This is a genomic window from Geodermatophilus sp. URMC 63 (genome assembly GCF_053502565.1).
Genome location: NZ_CP199956.1, coordinates 3,598,477 through 3,616,708, shown reverse-complemented (window position 1 = coordinate 3,616,708; position 18,232 = coordinate 3,598,477). Strand labels below are relative to the sequence as shown.

The 18,232-nt window shown below is 74.8% G+C and carries 14 protein-coding genes; 4 read left to right on the top strand and 10 right to left on the bottom strand.

All coding sequences use genetic code 11. The annotated features are described in order from the left end of the window. The first annotated feature begins 25 nt into the window (after nt 1-25). The 3 genes from ACWIZO_RS17655 to ACWIZO_RS17645 all read left to right on the top strand — a co-directional run bounded on the left by ACWIZO_RS17655 (nt 26) and on the right by ACWIZO_RS17645 (nt 3,386). Nucleotides 26-997, top strand: a complete 972-nt coding sequence (locus tag ACWIZO_RS17655; protein WP_448638948.1) for a quinone oxidoreductase family protein — start codon at nt 26-28, stop codon at nt 995-997. A gap of 200 nt (nt 998-1,197) precedes the next feature. After that, nucleotides 1,198-1,908, top strand: coding sequence for a hypothetical protein (locus tag ACWIZO_RS17650; protein WP_448638947.1), 711 nt, complete (start codon nt 1,198-1,200; stop codon nt 1,906-1,908). Beyond that, a complete protein-coding gene (locus ACWIZO_RS17645; protein ID WP_448638946.1) occupies nt 1,905-3,386 on the top strand; it encodes a glycosyltransferase family 2 protein in 1,482 nt (493 codons plus the stop codon). Before ACWIZO_RS17650 ends, ACWIZO_RS17645 begins: the two co-directional genes overlap by 4 nt. Before the next feature lie 253 nt (nt 3,387-3,639). Here ACWIZO_RS17645 and ACWIZO_RS17640 read toward each other — a convergent pair whose 3' ends face one another. From ACWIZO_RS17640 to ACWIZO_RS17595, 10 genes are all read right to left on the bottom strand, one after another. Continuing rightward, nucleotides 3,640-4,482, bottom strand: coding sequence for an alpha/beta hydrolase (locus ACWIZO_RS17640; RefSeq protein ID WP_448638945.1), 843 nt, complete (start codon nt 4,480-4,482; stop codon nt 3,640-3,642). Nucleotides 4,483-4,707: 225 nt separating this feature from the next. Continuing rightward, on the bottom strand, nt 4,708-5,667 hold the full coding sequence (locus ACWIZO_RS17635; protein ID WP_448638944.1) for a VWA domain-containing protein: 960 nt from the start codon (nt 5,665-5,667) through the stop codon (nt 4,708-4,710). 34 nt (nt 5,668-5,701) lie between these two features. Further along, entirely contained in the window at nt 5,702-6,775 is a 1,074-nt protein-coding gene (locus ACWIZO_RS17630) for a DUF58 domain-containing protein (RefSeq protein ID WP_448638943.1), read from the bottom strand. Further along, nucleotides 6,772-8,016, bottom strand: coding sequence for an AAA family ATPase (locus tag ACWIZO_RS17625; RefSeq protein ID WP_448638942.1), 1,245 nt, complete (start codon nt 8,014-8,016; stop codon nt 6,772-6,774). The genes ACWIZO_RS17630 and ACWIZO_RS17625 overlap by 4 nt, the downstream gene beginning before the upstream one ends. A gap of 318 nt (nt 8,017-8,334) precedes the next feature. Next, a complete protein-coding gene (locus ACWIZO_RS17620; protein ID WP_448638941.1) occupies nt 8,335-9,726 on the bottom strand; it encodes a C40 family peptidase in 1,392 nt (463 codons plus the stop codon). Nucleotides 9,727-9,970: 244 nt separating this feature from the next. Next, nucleotides 9,971-11,506, bottom strand: a complete 1,536-nt coding sequence (locus ACWIZO_RS17615) for an AMP-binding protein (protein WP_448638940.1) — start codon at nt 11,504-11,506, stop codon at nt 9,971-9,973. Nucleotides 11,507-11,597: 91 nt separating this feature from the next. Continuing rightward, a complete protein-coding gene (locus ACWIZO_RS17610) occupies nt 11,598-12,029 on the bottom strand; it encodes a DUF1772 domain-containing protein (protein WP_448638939.1) in 432 nt (143 codons plus the stop codon). Continuing rightward, on the bottom strand, nt 12,026-12,337 hold the full coding sequence (locus tag ACWIZO_RS17605) for a hypothetical protein (RefSeq protein WP_446760020.1): 312 nt from the start codon (nt 12,335-12,337) through the stop codon (nt 12,026-12,028). Before ACWIZO_RS17605 ends, ACWIZO_RS17610 begins: the two co-directional genes overlap by 4 nt. Further along, nucleotides 12,334-13,089: an SIR2 family NAD-dependent protein deacylase gene (locus ACWIZO_RS17600; protein ID WP_448638938.1), complete on the bottom strand. Its 756-nt coding sequence runs from the start codon at nt 13,087-13,089 to the stop codon at nt 12,334-12,336. Before ACWIZO_RS17600 ends, ACWIZO_RS17605 begins: the two co-directional genes overlap by 4 nt. 67 nt (nt 13,090-13,156) lie before the next feature. Then, entirely contained in the window at nt 13,157-15,166 is a 2,010-nt protein-coding gene (locus tag ACWIZO_RS17595; RefSeq protein WP_448638937.1) for a serine/threonine-protein kinase, read from the bottom strand. A 202-nt stretch (nt 15,167-15,368) separates the two neighbouring features. Here ACWIZO_RS17595 and ACWIZO_RS17590 point away from each other — a divergent pair, with 202 nt between their 5' ends. Beyond that, nucleotides 15,369-18,227, top strand: a complete 2,859-nt coding sequence (locus tag ACWIZO_RS17590) for an aconitate hydratase (RefSeq protein WP_448638936.1) — start codon at nt 15,369-15,371, stop codon at nt 18,225-18,227. The last annotated feature ends 5 nt before the right edge of the window (nt 18,228-18,232 follow it).

Sequence of the window (18,232 nt, the reverse complement as noted above, 5' to 3'; positions counted from 1 at the left end):
CGGCGGCTCGCCTAGCCTGACCTGCATGCGCGCTGTCCAGATCACCGAGTTCGGTGGCCCCGAGGTCCTCGACGTCGTCGACCTCCCCGACCCCACCCCGGGGGACGGTGAGCAGCTGTTCGAGGTCTCCACCGCGGGCATCAACTACGCCGACACCCACCAGACCGAGGACAGCTACCTCGCCCCTCAGCAGCTGCCGCTGATCCCGGGCGCGGAGTTCGTCGGCCGCCCGGCCGGCGGCGGCGAGCGCGTCGTCGGGCTGCTCGAGGGCGGCGGCTACGCCGAGCGGGTGGTCGCGAACCCGCGGCTGACCTGGCCGGTGCCCGACGCCGTGACCGACGAGCAGGCGCTCGCCGTCGTCCTGCAGGGCGCCACCGCCTGGCACCTGCTGCGCACCAGCGCGCACCTGGCCGCCGGGGAGTCCGTCGTCGTCATCGCCGGCGCCGGCGGGGTCGGCTCGCTCGCCGTCCAGCTGGCCAGGCGCTGGGGCGCCGGCCGGGTCATCGCCACTGCCTCCAGCCCGGAGAAGCGCGCGCTGGCCGAGGAGCTCGGCGCCGACGCCACCGTCGACCCGGCGCTCGCCGACGACGACCCGAAGACCTTCGCCGCCGCCCTGCGCGAGGCCAACGGCGGCGACCGCGTCGACGTCGTCCTGGAGATGACCGGCGGCAACGTCTTCGACGGGTCGTTCTCCGCGCTGGCGCCCTTCGGTCGGCTGGTGGCCTACGGCATGGCCGGCCGCCGTCCGCCCAGGCCGGTGCAGGCGCCGGCGCTCATGGGCACCAGCCGCGCCGTCGTCGGCTTCTGGCTGGCCCACTGCATGGGTCGCCCCGCGATGATGGACGACGCCATGACCGAGCTGCTGCCGCTCGTGGCCGACGGGGCGCTCACGCCCGTGGGCGGTGGCCGCTACCCGCTCACCGCCGTCCGCGAGGCCCACCAGGACCTGCTCGCCCGACGCACCACCGGAAAGCTCGTCCTCGATCCCTCCCGCTGAGGTCCCCCGGGGCGGTGACGCTGCGTACGCCACCGCCCCGGGCGCTCCCTCCGCGGGCGGGGCGCCCTCCCCCGGACGGGTTGTGACCACTCCCGTACACCCCATCGCGCGTCATACGTTCGGACGCGTTCCGCAGCTGGGGGTGTGCAACGGCGCCCGGTCCCCTGCGGTCATCCCGATCGCTTCCCGAGGGGGGACCCGTGCCCGAAGGCACACCTGGACCACGCACGCCCGCGGTCCGGACGAAGGCGGCCCGTGCGGCCGCGCTCGCGCTGTCGGCGGCGCTGCTGGCCGGCTGCCAGCTGCCCGACGTCAGCATGAGCCCGGGCCTGACGGCCGACGACGACGTGGCCGCCGCGGCCGAGACCACCGCGGCCCGGACCACCGCAGCCGGGACCACCGCGGCCGGGCGCACCGCCGCCGGGCTCGCCGCGGGGGCCGCGACGGCGCCGGAGACCGCGCAGGTGCCGGCCCGCCCGGCCGGCGACCTCGACAGCGGCTCGCTCACCCGCAGCCTGCCGGCCGGTGACCGCACCGTCGTCGTCGACTACTGGACGGCGCAGCAGGCCACCACCTGGACCGCCGAGGACGACAAGACGATCCAGCTCGCCGCCCACGTCGAGGGCGGGGACGACGACACCGAGGTCCTGGTCACCCGCTTCGCCGCCACCACCGACGACGGCAGCACCCGCGCGCTGGTCGCCGAGGACCGCGGCGAGTTCGCCCTCACCCCGCCGTTCAGCTACACCACCGCGCTCAGCCTGCCCGGCGCCGCGTCGCCGGCGGACGCCCTGACGCTCTCGGTCCAGTTCGACCTGCTGGTCGAGACCGAGCCCGGCGCCGAGCGCTACTTCCGCCAGACCGTGCTCGACACCGTCGAGCTCCCGCTCCTCCAGGAGGACCCCTCGTGAGCCAGCTCGTCGTCCAGGGTCAGCGTCGCGCGACCGACCGCGTCCACCTGCTCGCCCGCGGCGGTCAGCAGGTCCCCGACATCAGCTCGCTGGTCCCCGCCGAGTTCGGCGGTCCCCAGGCGCGGGACGAGCAGCGGCACGCCACGATCAGCTGCGTCATCCCGGCGTACAACGAGGAGTCGACGATCGCCGACGTCCTCGCCTCGCTGCTGTCCCAGACGCGCCCGCCGGACGCGATCCACGTCGTCATCAACAACACCGACGACGACACCCCGGAGATCGCCGGCCGGTTCGCCGGCGAGCACGTCCGGGTGGTCAAGGGCGAGACCTACGCGACCGTCGTCCACGTGCACGACATCGGGGACAACCCCGACAAGAAGGTCGGCGCGCTCAACTTCGGCTACTTCGTCAGCCGCGGCTACGACTACATCCTCGGCGTCGACGGCGACACCACCCTCGACCGGCGCTGCGTCGAGTGGCTGGAGAAGGAGATGGTCACCGACCCGCGCATCGGCGGGCTCTCGGCCATCTACACCTTCGACAAGACCAAGGTGCACGGCGCGATGGCGCGGTTCCTCGTCGCCGGGCAGCGGGCGCAGTTCGCCGGGTTCAACATGGACAACCTCGTCCGCGGCCGGAACATGGCCGTCCTCGGCGGGCAGTGCAGCCTCTTCAGCGTCCGCGCGCTGGAGGCGGTCATGTACCGCCACCACCAGTCCGCCCCGTGGGTGCGCGACTCGGAGGTCGAGGACTCCAAGCTCTCGCTGCAGATCAAGGACGCCGGCTTCAGCACCAAGATCAGTGCCCACGCCCGGGCGTTCGTCGGCCCGATGACCACGCTGCGGGCGCTGCACGGCCAGCAGGTGAAGTGGAACTTCGGCGGCATCGACCTGCTGTGGCCCGGGCAGCGCGGCGACAGCAAGGGTCAGCCGCTGCACCCCAACCTGCGGCTGCGCTGGTACGAGAACGTCTCGATGGTGTTCAACATCGGCGCGCGGATGGGCTTCCTGCTGCTGCTGGCGGCGGCCCTGTCGATCGGCGCGTTCGTGTTCAACCCGGTCTGGTTGATCCCGCCGGCGGTGGCGATGCTGCTCAACCTGCGCATCGCGCTGTCGATGCACGACAAGAGCGCCGTCGACATCTTCTACGCGCTGCTGGTGGCGCCGGCCGAGCTGTACATGTGGGTCCGCATGGGCCACTTCGTCACCGCGTGGGTGCAGTTCTTCGCCCGGGTGGAGAAGGACAACTGGGCGGCTCAGGCGGCCGCCGAGCGCGGTCGTGGGTCGGCCTACGTCATGCCGGCGGTCTGCGCGCTCGCGACGTTCCTCGTGCTCATCTACGCCTGGAGCCAGCAGAGCATCGGCGTGCAGTCGGCGATCCTGTCGATCGGCTGGCCGGTCCTCTACCTGCTGACCGTGCTGCAGACGGTCTTCATGGTGAAGAAGCTGGTGCGCCGCCAGCGCGGCTTCACCGTCTGAGCGCACCGCACCGCACCGCACCGCACTGCACTGCACAGCACCGCGGGACCCGGGGCCGCCGGGGGACGACGAGGTCCCCCGGCGGCCCCGTTCGTCGTCGGGGTCGGGTCGCCCGTGATCACCTCGGACCCGGCGGGGCTCCTCGACCGGGAGGACCCGCCGGAGCCGAGGTGATCACGCTGCGTCCCGGTCAGGGGCCCACGCCGCCACCCACCGGCCACCTGCACCCACCGACCCCTGCTGCGACGTCCTCTCAGGCGACCCGCTCGACGAAGTCGAGTGCCGTCCGGGCCACCTCGCCCCACCCGTGGTCGATCGTGAGGGAGTGGCCCCGGTTCGGGATCCTCACGATCTGGGTCACGCCGGGGTTGCGCCGCTGCCGCTGGTAGGCGGCGTGGGCGATGGCCCACGGCACCGTGTGGTCCCGCTCACCGTCCATGATCAACAGGGGGCCGCGGTCGGGGTTCCGCGTGTCCACCCTCGCCTCCGTCCACGGGTTGAGGTTCGCGTTGCCCATCTGCACCAGGGCCGTGCCGGAGCCGGCGACGTGGAACCTGTCGTAGAGCGCCCTCGCCTCCTCCTGGTCCAGCGCGTTCGCCCAGCCGTACCGGAACTGGTCGAACGTGAGCGTGATCGCGCGGCCGCGCGTGAGCGGGTTGACCAGGAACGGGCCCACACCCCTGAGCACCGAGACCGGCAGCGGCAGGACGCCACGGAAGACACCGGGGTCGATCGCCACCGTGGCCGCCGCCAGGCCCCGGCCTGCGAGCATCTGTGCCAGCAGGCCCCCGGTCGAGTGCCCCATCACCACCGGCTTCTCGTGCAGGGCGCCGATGACCTCGGTGGTGTGGTCGGCGATCTGCCCCAAGGTCTTCCCGGCGAGGACGTCCGGGTTCGCCCGGGCCTCCTCGACCGTGCCCGGATCGTCCGGCCAGTCCGGCGTCAGCGGGGCGTAGCCGGCCTGCTCGAGGAAGTCCGCCCAGTCGGACCAACTGCTCGGCAGCAGCCAGAGGCCGTGGACGAGGACGACCGGGGTCCTGCCCGACGCGTTGGCCGCCTCGATCTCCCGGTTCTCCCGCTCGGAACGCGACGCCATGACGAGCTCCCTCCGGTCGGCACGACCTGCTGGGTCCGGCCGACCCGGCGGCCCGGCAGGACCACCTCAGCGCCTCGTGGAGGTCCGCCGGGGTCCGGCACTCCTCGGCCAGGCGTCAGCGTGCCACCCGGGGCGCAGGCACGGGTCCGTGGTGCACCTCCCGCTGACCGGCTCGCTCACGGACACCCGGCCGCGACGGTGGTGCTGACGAGCGGCAGGACAGCGCTAGAACAGCCGCTGCAGGCGCCAGGCGGCGAGCCCCAGCCCGCAGGCGAGCAGCAGGGTGGCCACCCGCACGAACCAGTAGGAGACGTCCTGCGGCTCGGTGGTGTAGCCGATCTGGCTGCCCAGGTCGTCGTAGACGGCCTCGAGCTCGGCGCGGGTGCGGGCCTCGTTGTACTGGCCGCCGGTCTCCTCGGCGATCTGCCGCAGCGCGTCGCGGTCGATCGGCACCGGCGTCACCTCGCCGCCGATCTCGATCGAGCCGTAGTCGGTGCCGAAGGCGATGGTCGACACCTCGACGCCGGCCCCCTGCGCGGCCGCGATCGCCTGGGTGTTCTCCCGGCCCACGGTGTTGTAGCCGTCGGAGAGCAGCAGGATGCGAGCCGGCGGCAGCTCGTCGCCCTCGGCGACGTCGAGCGTGGACTGGAACGTGCTGATCGTGGTGAGCGAGGTGAAGATCGCCTCACCGATCGCGGTGGCCTCCGACAGCTCCAGGTTGGAGATGGCGGCGTTGACCTGGTCGCGGTCGGTCGTCGGCGCCACCAGCGTCGAGGCGGTGCCGGAGAACGACACCAGTCCGAGGTTGATCCGCGGCGGCAGCAGCTCGACGAAGTCCGTGGCGGCGTCCTTCATCGCCTCGAACCGGCTGGGCTCGATGTCCTCGGCCTGCATCGACAGCGAGACGTCCAGCGCCAGGACGACGGTCGCGGTCTCGCGCGGCACCCGCACCTCGGTGCTCGGCTGGGCGAGGGACAGCACCAGCCCCAGCAGCGAGGTCAGCGTCAGGCCGAAGGCCACGTGGCGCACCCAGCCGGCCCGCTTGGGCAGCAGGCTCTGCGCCAGCCCGGTCTGGGAGAAGCGCGCCGCGTACACCCGGCGGCGCAGCTGCTTGACCACGTAGACCGCCACGAGGGCGAGCACGGGGACGAGCGCGATCAGCCACAGCGGTGACTGGAAGGTCACGGGGAGCCCTCTCTCCTGCGGCGGGCCGGGGCGCTCACCGTGACGCCCCTCCCGATCCGGCCCGTCGGCGGTCGGCGACGAACCGGACGACGTCCATCAGCCAGTCGCGGTCGGTGCGCAGCTGCAGGTGCCCGGCGCCGGCGCGGCGCAGGCCGGCGGCGATCGCCCGGCGCTGCTCGGCGGCGCCCTCGGCGAAGCGGGCCCGGAACCGCGGGTCGCCGGTGGGCACCTCGAGGGTCTGCCCGCTCTCGGGGTCGACCACGGTGAGCAGGCCGACGTCGGGCAGGTCCAGCTCGCGCGGGTCGACGACCTCGATGCCGAGCAGCTCGTGCCGGGCGCCGAGGCCGCGCAGCGGGCGCTCCCAGTCGGTGTCGCCGAGGAAGTCGCTGACGACCACCACCAGCCCCCGGCGGCGCGGCGGGCGGCGCAGCGTCTCCAGGGCGGCGGCGAGGTCGCCGCGCCGGCCGCTGGCGGCCCGCGGGGTGGCGACCACCGCGCGCAGCAGCCGGTCGGCGGCCGGCCGCCCGGCCTGCGCCGGGTAGCGGTCGACCCGCTCGCCGGTGGTGACGACGGCGCCGAGGCGGTTGCCGCCGCGCACGGTGAGGTGGCTGACGGCGGCCAGCCCGGCGATCGCCAGGTCGCGCTTGTCACACAGGCCGGTGCCGAAGTCGAGGCTGGCCGAGAGGTCGACCACCGCCCACGTCTCCAGCTCGCGGTCGGCGATGGTCTCGCGGACGTGCGGCACCTGGGTGCGGGCGGTGACCGGCCAGTCCATCCGCCGGACGTCGTCGCCGGGGTGGTAGGTGCGCGAGTCACCGGCCTCGGTGCCCGAGCCGGGGACGAGGCCGAGGTGGTCGCCCTGCAGCAGCCCGTCGAGCCGGCGGCGGACGGTCAGCTCCAGCCGCTGCAGCAGGACGTCGGCCGGGCCCTCCCCGAAGTGCGGCGGGGCCCCGGGAGCGCCGCCGGACCCGGGCGCGGGGTCGATCCCGGAGCCGGGGGTGCCGGCAGGGGCGGTGGCGGTCGCCGTCGTCCCGGCGTCGTCCGGTGGCGCGGCGGTTCCCTGCCCGGCGTCGCCGTCCGCCCGCCTGCGGCCGCGACGGAGGATCACGCCGGCGCGCTGCCGGGGACGTGCCCGTTGCCGCCGTTGTGCGCCGACGGCGGCTGCTGCGGGCCGGGCTGGCCAGCAGGCAGCGGCGGCGGGAAGCCCGGCACGTAGGGGCCGCCCTGCGGCGGGCCGTACTGCGGGACGCCGGGCGGCGGGACGGCGGGGCCGCCGGGCACCGCGGGGCCGAAGCCCCCGGCGCGCTGGCGCGGGGCGACCTGCGGCAGCGGCACGGTCTGCAGGATCCGCTTGACCACGTGGTCGGCCGGCACGCCGTCGGCCAGCGCGTCGTAGGAGAGCACCAGCCGGTGGCGCAGCACGTCGGCGGTGACGTCGAGGACGTCCTGCGGCAGGACGTAGTCGCGGCCGCGGACCAGTGCCAGCGCGCGACCGGCGGCGATCAGGCCCAGCGAGGCGCGCGGGCTGGCGCCGTAGGACACCCACGAGGCGACGTCCTCCATGCCGTGCTCGCGCGGCTGCCGCGTGGCGACGACGAGCCGGACGACGTAGTCGACCAGCGCGTGGTGCACGAACACCTGGGAGGCGGTGCGCTGCATGCGGCGCAGGTCCTCGGGACCGAGGACGGTCTCGGCCACCGGCGGCGTCGAGCCCATCCGGTAGATGATCTCGCGCTCCTCCTCGGGGCTCGGGTAGTCGACGAGCACCTTCATGAGGAAGCGGTCGCGCTGGGCCTCGGGCAGCGGGTAGACGCCCTCGGACTCGATCGGGTTCTGCGTGGCCAGCACGAGGAAGGGGTCGGGCAGCGGGTGGGTGACCCCGCCGATGGACACCTGCCGCTCGGCCATGACCTCCAGCAGCGCCGACTGCACCTTGGCCGGCGCGCGGTTGATCTCGTCGGTGAGGACGAAGTTGGCGAACACCGGGCCGAGCTCGGTGTCGAAGGCGTCCTGCCCGGCCTTGTAGATGCGGGTGCCGAGGATGTCGGCGGGCACCAGGTCGGGGGTGAACTGCAGGCGGGCGAACCTGCCACCGACGACGGTGGCCAGCGTCTCGACGGCGAGGGTCTTGGCCACGCCGGGCACGCCCTCGAGGAGCACGTGGCCACGGGCGAGCAGGGCGACCAGCATGCGCTCGACCAGCCGGTCCTGGCCGACGATGACCCGCTTGATCTCGAACAGCGCGCGCTCCAGCCGGGCGGCGTCCGCCGACGGCGGGACGGGGGCGCCGGAGCCGACGGCGGTGGCGCCGACGGTCTTCTCGAGCGGGGTGCTGGCAGCGCTGGTCACGGGGCTCCCTGTCGTGCCGGTCCACGGCTCCTGGCCATGACGAGCCATGACGCGGGAGGCCGGTGACGGGGCTCCTCGCCCGTCTGCGGCCAGTGTCCCACCCGGACCCGGCAGTCCGTCCGCTGCGCGGGACGCCGCGCCCGGCGCCGTCCGCGGGCGACACTCCTACCGCCGACGCGGGACGACGCGCCCGAGGACACTGCGGACGCGGCGCTGTGACTGCTAGCGTGGAGGGGCGTCGGGCAGCTCCCCCCGTGGCTGCCCGACGCCCCAGCTCTCCCGCGGTGACCGTTCCCGCGTGGCCTGAGGGCAGGTCCGTCAGCCGGTGGGGCGGACCGCCCCGAAGTAGTCGCTGCTGAACCACATCGACGACACCTTGACGACGTCGCCGCTCTGCGGGGCCTGCACCACCTTGCCGTTCCCGAGGTAGAGCGCCACGTGGTAGATCGACGTGTACGCGCTGCCCGAGCCCCAGAAGACCAGGTCGCCGGCGCGCAGGTCCGACCGCGCCACGGTCGACCCGCGGAATCGCCACCACTGGTCGCGGCTGGTGCCGCCGATCTGGATGCCGGCCTGCGCGTAGGCGTACTGGGTCAGCCCGGAGCAGTCGAAGCCGTAGACGCCGGTGTCCGGCGGGATGCCGTAGCCGGGGCCGCTGCTGCCGCCACCGCCCCAGCTGTAGGGCAGGCCGCGCTGCGCCATCGCCGCGGCGATCGCGGTGTCCACGGCCGAGGCCGAGGGCGCGCCGGCCGTGGTGGTCGGTGGCGGGGTCGGGTCCGACGCCGGCGTGCCGGTCGACGGGGTCGACGACGAGCTGCCCGAGGAGCCCGACGACGAGCCGCCCGAGGAGGAGCCGGACGACGACGAGCCGGACGACGAGCCGCCCGATGACGGGGCCGGCGCGGGACCGGGCACCGCCGCGGGCGCGGGCCGGGCGGCCGGCGCGGCGGCCGCGGCCTCCGCGGCCGCTCGTGCGTCCGCGGCCTCGGCGGCCTCGGCGGCTGCGGCTGCCTCGGCGGCGTCCTGCTCCTGCTGCATGCCGGCCACCTGCTGCCCGGCGGCCTCGGCCTGGGCGGCGACGGCGTCGCGCTGCCCGGCGAGCGCGGCGGTCTGCTCGCGGGCGGAGACCTCCTGCGCCTGCGCGCCGGACAGCGCCGTGGCGGCCTGGGCCTGCAGCGACTCGGCCTGCTCCGACGCGGTGGCGGCCTGCTCCCGGGCGGTGGCGGCCTGTCCCTGCAGGACGGTCAGCGTGGCGACGACGTCGACCCGGTGCGTGCCGGCCGCCTCCAACAGCGCGGCCCGCTCCAGCAGCTGGGCGGGACCGTCGCTGCTCAGCAGCGCGGCGGCGCCGGGCGCGGTGGTGCCCTGCACGTAGCTGTCCCGGGCGAAGGCGGCGACGTCGGAGCGGCCGGAGGCCAGGTCGGCGTCGGCCTGCACGACGGCGGCCGCGGCGGCGTCGGCGCTCGCGCGGGCGGCCTCGTAGGCGGCCTGGGTCTCCTCGTAGTCCTGCAGGGCGATCTGCGCCGCCTGGTGCGCGGCGGTCGCGGACGCCTCCGCCTCGGCCAGCTGGGCGCTGAGCACCCCGACCTGCGCCGCGGCGGCGTCGCGCGCGGCCTCGGCCGCGGCGATGTCGGCGTCGCTGGGCGCGGCGGACGCCGTCGCGGGGGTCAGCCCGGCGACGACGAGGCCCGCCAGCACCGTCCCGGCCACCCGTGCGCCCCAGGAACGCACCGTGCGGTGTCGCGTGCGTGCTCGCGTGCCCACGTCTCGGCCTCCCGGTGCGGCCGGCGCGGGCCGGTCGCACGTGCTCTCCGGGCGCCCCCGTGGGCGCCGCTCAGAGCGGGGATCGACCCCGTCGGGGCACCGGTTGAGGAGGTCTCACCCGCACGGGTGAGGACGACGCCCCCCGCTGCGAGCTCGCGGCGACCCCTGCGGAGGGCCGCGACGCCGCGCGCTAGTGGACCTGGCGCTCGGTGTCCGACCAGAAGGCCTCGCGGAGCTTGAACTTCTGGATCTTGCCGGTGGCGGTGCGGGCCAGCTCGTCGCGGAACTCGACCCGCTTGGGCGCCTTGTAGCCGGCCAGCCGCGCCTTGCAGTGGGCGATGATCTCCTCCGGGGTGGCGCTGCGGCCCTCGGCGAGGACGACGAGGGCGGTGACCAGCTCGCCCCACTTCTCGTCGGGGACGCCGATGACCGCGACCTCCGCGACCGCCGGGTGGCTGAAGACGGCGTCCTCCACCTCGATCGAGGAGACGTTCTCCCCGCCGGTGATGATCACGTCCTTCTTGCGGTCGGAGATGGTGAGGTAGCCACCGCCGTCGATGCTGCCGCCGTCGCCGGTGTGGAACCAGCCGCCCTCCAGCGCCTCGGCCGTGGCGTCGGGGTTGCTCCAGTAGCCGGCCAGCACGGTGTTGCTCTGCACCAGCACCTCGCCGGACCCGCTGGTCTGCATCCGGGTGCCGAGCGCCGGGACGCCGGCGCGGGACAGCTTCCGGGCCCGCTCCTCCGGCTCGAGGGCGTCGTACTCCTCGCGCGGCCGGTTGACGGTGACCAGCGGGGCGGTCTCGGTGAGGCCGTAGATCTGGTTGAACTGCCAGCCCAGCTCCTCCTCGATGCGGGCGATGGTCCGCGACGGCGGCGGCGCGCCGGCGACCACGATGCGCACCCGGTCGCGTCCGGGGACCTCGCCGTCCCAGGAGGCCGCGGCGTCGAGGACGGCGTTCCACACGGCGGGCGCCCCGCACATCAGCGTCACACCGTGCTGCTCCACGCGGCGCAGGATCTCCGCGCCGTCCACCTTGCGCAGCGCCACCTGGCGGGCACCGAGACCGGCCAGGGCGTAGGGCATGCCCCAGCCGTTGCAGTGGAACAGCGGCAGCGTGTGCAGGTAGACGTCGCGGTCGCCGACCTGCATGTGCATGCCGAAGGTGACCGCGTTGACCCACTCGTTGCGGTGGGTCATCTGCACGCCCTTGGGCCGCGCCGTCGTGCCGCTGGTGTAGTTGATGGTGGCGGTGGCGTCCTCGTCGGGCTCCGCCCACGGCCGCGGCTCGACGTCGAAGCGCAGCAGCTGCTCGTACTCCTCGCCGATGGTGAACCGGTGCTCGGCCTCGACGGACTTGAGCGAGGACTCCAGCTCCGGGTCGACCAGGAGGACGCGGGCCCCGGAGTGGCCGACGATGTAGCCGACCTCCTCCTGGGAGAGCCGGAAGTTGATCGGCACGAGGATCCGGCCCGACGACGGGACGCCGAGCAGCAGCTCGACGAGCCGCCCGGCGTTGTGGCTGACGACCGCCACCCGGTCGCCCTCGCCGATGCCCAGCCCGTCGAGGGCGGCCTGCATGGCGCGGGCACGGCGGGCGACCTCGCGGTAGGGAACGTCGCCCATCGAGGGGGCGGGCTGGTTCGGCTCGTCGACGATGCCGACCCGGTCGCCGTAGACCAGCTCGGCGCGGTCGAGGAAGTCACGGGTGGTCAAGGGGACGCGCATGCCGACTCCCGGTTCGCAGGGCTGCCGGCGCCCGGTCAGCCGCTCGACGTGGTCCCGGTCACGCTAGCCGCCGTCGGCACCCCCGGCGCCCTCAGCCGTGCGCGGTCAGCACCAGCCACGCCGCGGCGAGCGTCCCGGCGGTGGCCGCCACCGCCCGGACGGTGTCGACGCGCAGCAGCCGCCGGTGCGCGCCGGCGTCCCAGCCCTCCCCCAGCCGGCGGTGCAGCGGGACGGCCAGCAGCGCCGTCACCCCCAGGACGACGGCGAGGCAGGCGGCACCGGCGAGGACGGGGGCCAGCGGCACCCGCCCGGGCCGGGCGGCCAGCAGCCACAGCGTCGTCCCCGCCTGACCGGCGAACAGCGGCCCGACCACCCGGCTGACCCGCCGCTGGTGCGCCCGCTCGTAGGCGGGGAACGCCGCGGCGGGCACCCCGGCGAACTGGGGGTAGACCAGCGCGCGCACCGTCCACTGGAAGCCGGCGTAGGCGGCGGTCAGCGCCAGGTGGACGACCAGCAGCGTCACGGCTTCGGCGGCTTGCCGCGCCAGGCGAGGCTGCGCGCGTCCAGCTCCCGCAGCAGCGGGTCGCCCTCGGCGAGCACCCGCTCGGCCAGCGCGACCGCGCCGGCGAGCTGCTCGTCGGAGAGCTGGGCGAAGGCCGGCGACCGCCGCCGGTCCAGCACGTCGTACCACCGGCCGCCGACGGCGTGGTCGAGCACGATCCGGCCGAAGCAGTGGTCGTTGCTGACCACCCAGCGCCCGGCCCGCGCCCGCCGCGGCAGCTCGTCGAGCACCAGCGCGCGGTAGCGGGCCTCGAGCTCCGCGCGGGTCACGTGCCGACCAGCCTCGGCAGCGCCGTCGAGATGGGCTCGCGCACGACGAGGTCGGCCAGCCCGTCGTAGGGCGTGGGCTCGGCGTTGACGATGACCACCCGCGCGCCGTGCGCCGCCGCGACCTCGACCAGCCCGGCCACCGGGTACACGACCAGCGAGGTGCCGACGGCGAGGAAGACGTCGCAGTCGGCGGCGGCCGCGGTCGCGGCGTCGAGGACGGCGGCGTCGAGGGCCTGGCCGAAGCTGACCGTCGCCGACTTGAGGATCCCGCCGCAGACCAGGCACGCCGGGTCGGGGTCACCGGCGTCGATGCGCACCATCGCCTCGTCCATCGACGTCCGGTCGCCGCAGGAGAGGCACTCGACCGCGTGCACCGTGCCGTGCAGCTCCAGCACCCGCTGCGGCGAGGAGCCGGCCGCCTGGTGCAGGCCGTCGACGTTCTGGGTGAGCAGCGCGCGCAGCCGGCCCTGCCGCTCGAGCTCGACCAGCGCCCGGTGCCCGGCGTTGGGGGTGACCTCGGCGGCCCGCAGGTCGGCGCGCGTGCGCCACGCCCGGCGCCGGATCGCGGGGTCGGACACGTAGTAGGACAGCGTCACGAGCTTCTCGGCGTCCGGGTCCCGGGTCCACACGCCGTTCGGCCCGCGGTAGTCGGGGATGCCGCTGTCGGTGGAGACGCCCGCGCCGGTCAGGACGGTCACGCGGCCGGCGTCGGCGAGCCAGCCGGGCAGCGGGTCGGGGACGGCGCCGGTCACGCCGTCCACGGTAGGGCCGTCCACGGTGGGGAGCAGCCGCCGGCCGTGCCGGGCGGGCGCGAGTGGGTCAGCGCACCAGCGGGGTGAGGACCGGGACCGCCTGGTCGCGGAAGGCCGGCGTCACGCGGCTCTGGTCGCGGAGCAGTCCCAGCAGCTCGCCGACCTCGGTGCCCTGCTCGAAGACCGGCAGCGTGGCGGCGGCGCGCAGCGAGTCGAGCACCTCCCCGGCGGCCGGTCCGACCCGGGCCGGGTCGCGCTCGGTGTCGGCGAGGAGGGCCTGCAGGGCCGCGTGGGCGCCCGGCTCGGCCAGTCCCCGCAGCGTCGGCAGGGCCGCGTCGCGGAAGGCCGGGCTGACCTGGTCCTGCTCGGCCGCCTCGGTGACGGTCGTGGCGAGGGTGGCGGCGACCTCGGCGGTCCGGTCGGCGGGCACCTGGTGGTCGAGGGCGACGAGCTCCTCGAGCAGGGCCGGTCCGGCCGGCCCGATCGCGGTCGGGTCGTGGGCGACCAGCTCCACGAGGTCCACCAGCCGGTCGGGCCGGACGACCGCGTCGAGCACCTGCCCGACCCGCTCCCCCACGTCCCGCGCCAGCGTGCCCTCGGACACGGCGGTCGCGACGGTGCCGGAGGTGAGCAGGGCGGCCGACCGGCGCGCCGGGCCCTGCTGCCGCGCCACCTCCTCCAGGCGCGCCAGGACCTCCCCGCCGGCGGCGCCGACCGCCGCGGGGTCGTCGGCCGTCGCCTCCCGCAGGGCGGCGACGGTCGCCCGGAGCTGCTCGTCCGGCGTCGCGGCGTCGGCGGGCAGGGGCGGCAGGGCGGCGGCCGACGTGGCCGACGCGGCCGACGGGGCCGAGGGCGGTGCGTCGGACCCGCCTCCGCGGCTCAGGACGACGGCGAGCACGACCCCCAGCAGGGCCGCCACCAGCAGGCCGGCCGCCAGCAGCCGCCGGGCGCGGCGGCGCGGTCGGCGCCGGGGTCCGACGACGACCCGGAACCGGTCGGGGGCCGCCCCGGGGACGGGGGTCGTGCCGGTGCGCGGTGGCCGGCCGCCGCCGCCGCCGTCGCCGTCGCCGTCGCCGTCGCCGTCGCCGTCGCCGTCGCCGTCGCCGTCGCTGTCGCCGGGGAGCTGCACCAGGGCGGTGCGGGCGGGGGCGTCCGGGGCGACCGCTGCCGGGGGCACGGTCGCGGGCGGGACCTCCTCGCGCGGCGGCGTCCGTGCGACCCGGGCCAGTGCCCGCGCCGCCTCGTCGGCGGTGGTCCGCGCCGCGGGGTCGCGCTGCAGCAACCCCTCCAGCACCGGGGCGAGCAGGCCGGCGCGCAGGTACGGCGCGTGCTCGCCGACCATGACGAGGGCCAGCGTGGTCATCGGGTCGCGGCCCTCGTAGGGCGGCCTGCCCTCCACGGCGGTGAACAGCGTCGCGCCGAGCGCCCAGAGGTCGGCTGCGGGCCCCGGCTCGTCGCCGCGCGCCCGCTCCGGCGCCATGTAACCGGGCGAGCCGATCAGCAGCCCCGTCGAGGTCAGGCTCTGGTCGCCCGGCACGGAGGCGATCCCGAAGTCGGTGAGCAGGACCCGGCCGACGGGGTCGGACGGGTCCTGCGAGGACACCAGGACGTTGGAGGGCTTGACGTCGCGGTGGACGACGCCCCGCGCGTGCACGGCCCGGAGCGCGCCGAGGACGGCCAGCCCGACCCGGGCCGCGGCCTGGCGCGACAGCGGCCCGTCCTGCTCGACGACCTCGGTCAGGGTCCGGGCCGGGACGTACTGCATGACCAGGAAGGTGGTCGCGCCCTCCTCGACCACGTCGTGGACGGTGACGACGTCGGGGTGGTCGAGCCCGGCCGCGGCCCGCCCCTCCCGGCGCATGCGCTCCTGCATCACCGCGCGGTCAGCGGCGGAGGCACCGACGGGGAAGGTGAGCTCCTTGACCGCGACGACCCGCCCGAGCAGCAGGTCCTCCGCCCGCCACACCGTGCTCATCCCGCCGACGCCGAGGCGCTCGTCCAGGCGGTAGCGGCCCGCGACGACCTCCCGGTCCCCGTCGGCGCCGTCCGGGACCCGGAGTCCGGGGCTCGTGGACACGGCGCGGGGCTACCCTGCGCGGCACCGTCCAACCCCGGGCCACCCGGTGGTGCCCCACCGTCCGCCACGGGCCGCGGCGACTGCTGAGACGGAGGTCACGGAGTCAGGGAAGGGTCGCCTTCCCAGCAGGCCGGGCGCACGGGCTGGGATGATGGGGCCTGGAATCACAGCCCGATGGACTCTCGAGGGTGAGGCGCAAGCAGTGGCAGCCAGCAAGGACAGCTTCGGGGCCCGGTCGACGCTCAGCGTCGAGGGCACCGACTACGACATCTACCGGCTCGACGCGGTCGAGGGTGCAGACCGGCTCCCCTTCAGCCTGAAGGTCCTGCTCGAGAACCTGCTGCGCACCGAGGACGGCGCGGACATCACCGCCGACCACATCCGCGCGATCGCGAACTGGGACCCCTCGGCCGAGCCGGACCAGGAGATCCAGTTCACCCCGGCCCGCGTGGTCATGCAGGACTTCACCGGCGTCCCCTGCATCGTCGACCTGGCCACCATGCGCGAGGCCATGGCCGACCTCGGCGGCGACCCGAACCGGATCAACCCGCTCGCCCCGGCCGAGCTGGTCATCGACCACTCCGTGATCGCCGACGTCTTCGGCACCCCGGAGAGCTTCGAGCGCAACGTCGAGATCGAGTACGAGCGCAACGGCGAGCGCTACCAGTTCCTGCGCTGGGGCCAGGGCGCGTTCGACGACTTCAAGGTCGTCCCCCCGGGCACCGGCATCGTGCACCAGGTCAACATCGAGCACCTGGCCCGCGTGGTGTTCCCGCGGCAGGAGGGCGACCGCGTCGTCGCCTACCCCGACACCTGCGTGGGCACCGACAGCCACACCACGATGGTCAACGGCCTGGGCGTGCTGGGCTGGGGCGTCGGCGGGATCGAGGCCGAGGCGGCCATGCTCGGCCAGCCGGTGTCGATGCTCATCCCGCGCGTGGTCGGCTTCAAGCTGACCGGCGAGCTGCCCGACGGCTCCACCGCCACCGACCTGGTGCTCACGATCACCGAGATGCTGCGCAAGCACGGTGTGGTCGGGAAGTTCGTCGAGTTCTACGGCGAGGGCGTCTCCGCCGTCCCGCTGGCCAACCGCGCCACGATCGGCAACATGAGCCCGGAGTTCGGCTCCACCGCGGCGATGTTCCCCATCGACGGCGAGACGATCGACTACCTGCGGCTGACCGGCCGCTCCGCCGAGCAGGTCGCGCTGGTCGAGGCCTACGCCAAGGAGCAGGGCCTCTGGCACGACCCGTCACGCGAGCCGGCCTTCTCCGAGTACCTCGAGCTCGACCTGTCCACGGTCGTCCCCTCGATCGCCGGCCCGAAGCGGCCGCAGGACCGGGTCGCCATCACCGACGCCAAGCAGGCCTTCCGCGCCGCGCTGGCCGACTACGTGTCCGCCGACGAGACCGGCGGCGACGACCGCAAGCCCGGCGTCCCGCAGAACACCCGGCCCCACGGCGTGGAGTCCCGCGTCGACGAGGCCTCGGCGGAGTCCTTCCCGGCCTCCGACCCGGCCACCTCGGCCCCGGGCAGCGAGCGCGGGAACGGCAGCGCCGGGCAGCCGCACCACTACGAGGACGACCCGGTCACCGGTCGGCCCTCGAAGCCGACCCCGGTGGTCATGGAGGACGGCACCGAGACCACCGTCGACCACGGCTCCGTGGTCATCGCGGCCATCACCTCGTGCACCAACACGTCGAACCCGTCGGTCATGATCGGCGCTGCGCTGCTGGCCAAGAACGCCGTCGAGCGGGGCCTGACCACCAAGCCGTGGGTGAAGACGACGCTGGCCCCCGGGTCCAAGGTCGTCACCGACTACTACGAGAAGGCGCAGCTCACCCCGTACCTGGAGAAGCTCGGCTTCTACCTGGTCGGCTACGGCTGCACCACCTGCATCGGCAACTCCGGCCCGCTGCCCGAGCCGGTCAGCAAGGCGGTCAACGAGGCCGACCTCGCCGTCGTCTCGGTGCTCTCGGGCAACCGCAACTTCGAGGGCCGGATCAACCCCGACGTCAAGATGAACTACCTGGCGTCCCCGCCGCTGGTCATCGCCTACGCGCTGGCCGGGTCGATGGACGTCGACCTCAACAACGACCCGCTGGGCCAGGACGCCGACGGCAACGACGTCTTCCTGCACGACATCTGGCCCTCGCCGCACGAGGTGCAGCGGGTCATCGACGAGGCCGTCTCGGCGGAGATGTTCAGCAACGACTACGCCGACGTCTTCGCCGGCACCGAGCAGTGGCAGGCGCTGCCCACCCCCACCGGCGACACGTTCGAGTGGGACCCGGAGAGCACCTACGTCCGCAAGCCCCCGTACTTCGAGGGGATGCAGGACGAGCCCGCCCCGGTGCAGGACATCTCCGGCGCCCGCACCCTGGCGGTGCTCGGTGACTCGGTGACCACCGACCACATCTCCCCCGCCGGGTCGATCAAGGCCGACAGCCCGGCCGGGAAGTACCTGTCCGAGCACGGCGTGCAGCGCCGCGACTTCAACTCCTACGGCTCCCGGCGCGGGAACCACGAGGTGATGATCCGCGGCACGTTCGCCAACATCCGGCTGCGCAACCAGCTGGTGCCCGGCACCGAGGGCGGCGTCACCAAGAACCACGTCACCGGTGAGACGACGACGATCTACGACGCGTCGGTCGCCTACCAGGAGCAGGGCATCCCGCTGGTCGTGCTGGCCGGCAAGGAGTACGGCTCGGGCTCCTCGCGCGACTGGGCGGCCAAGGGGACGGCGCTGCTGGGCGTCAAGGCGGTCATCGCCGAGAGCTACGAGCGGATCCACCGCTCCAACCTCATCGGCATGGGCGTGCTGCCGCTGCAGTTCCCCGAGGGCCAGGACCGGGAGTCGCTCGGCCTGACCGGCGACGAGGAGTTCACCATCACCGGGATCACCGCCCTCGGCGACGGCGAGACCCCGCGCACCGTCACGGTGAAGGCCGGGGACGTCGAGTTCGACGCCCGGGTGCGGATCGACACCCCCGGTGAGGCGAACTACTACCGCAACGGCGGGATCATGCAGTACGTCCTGCGCTCGCTGCGGCAGGGCTGACACCG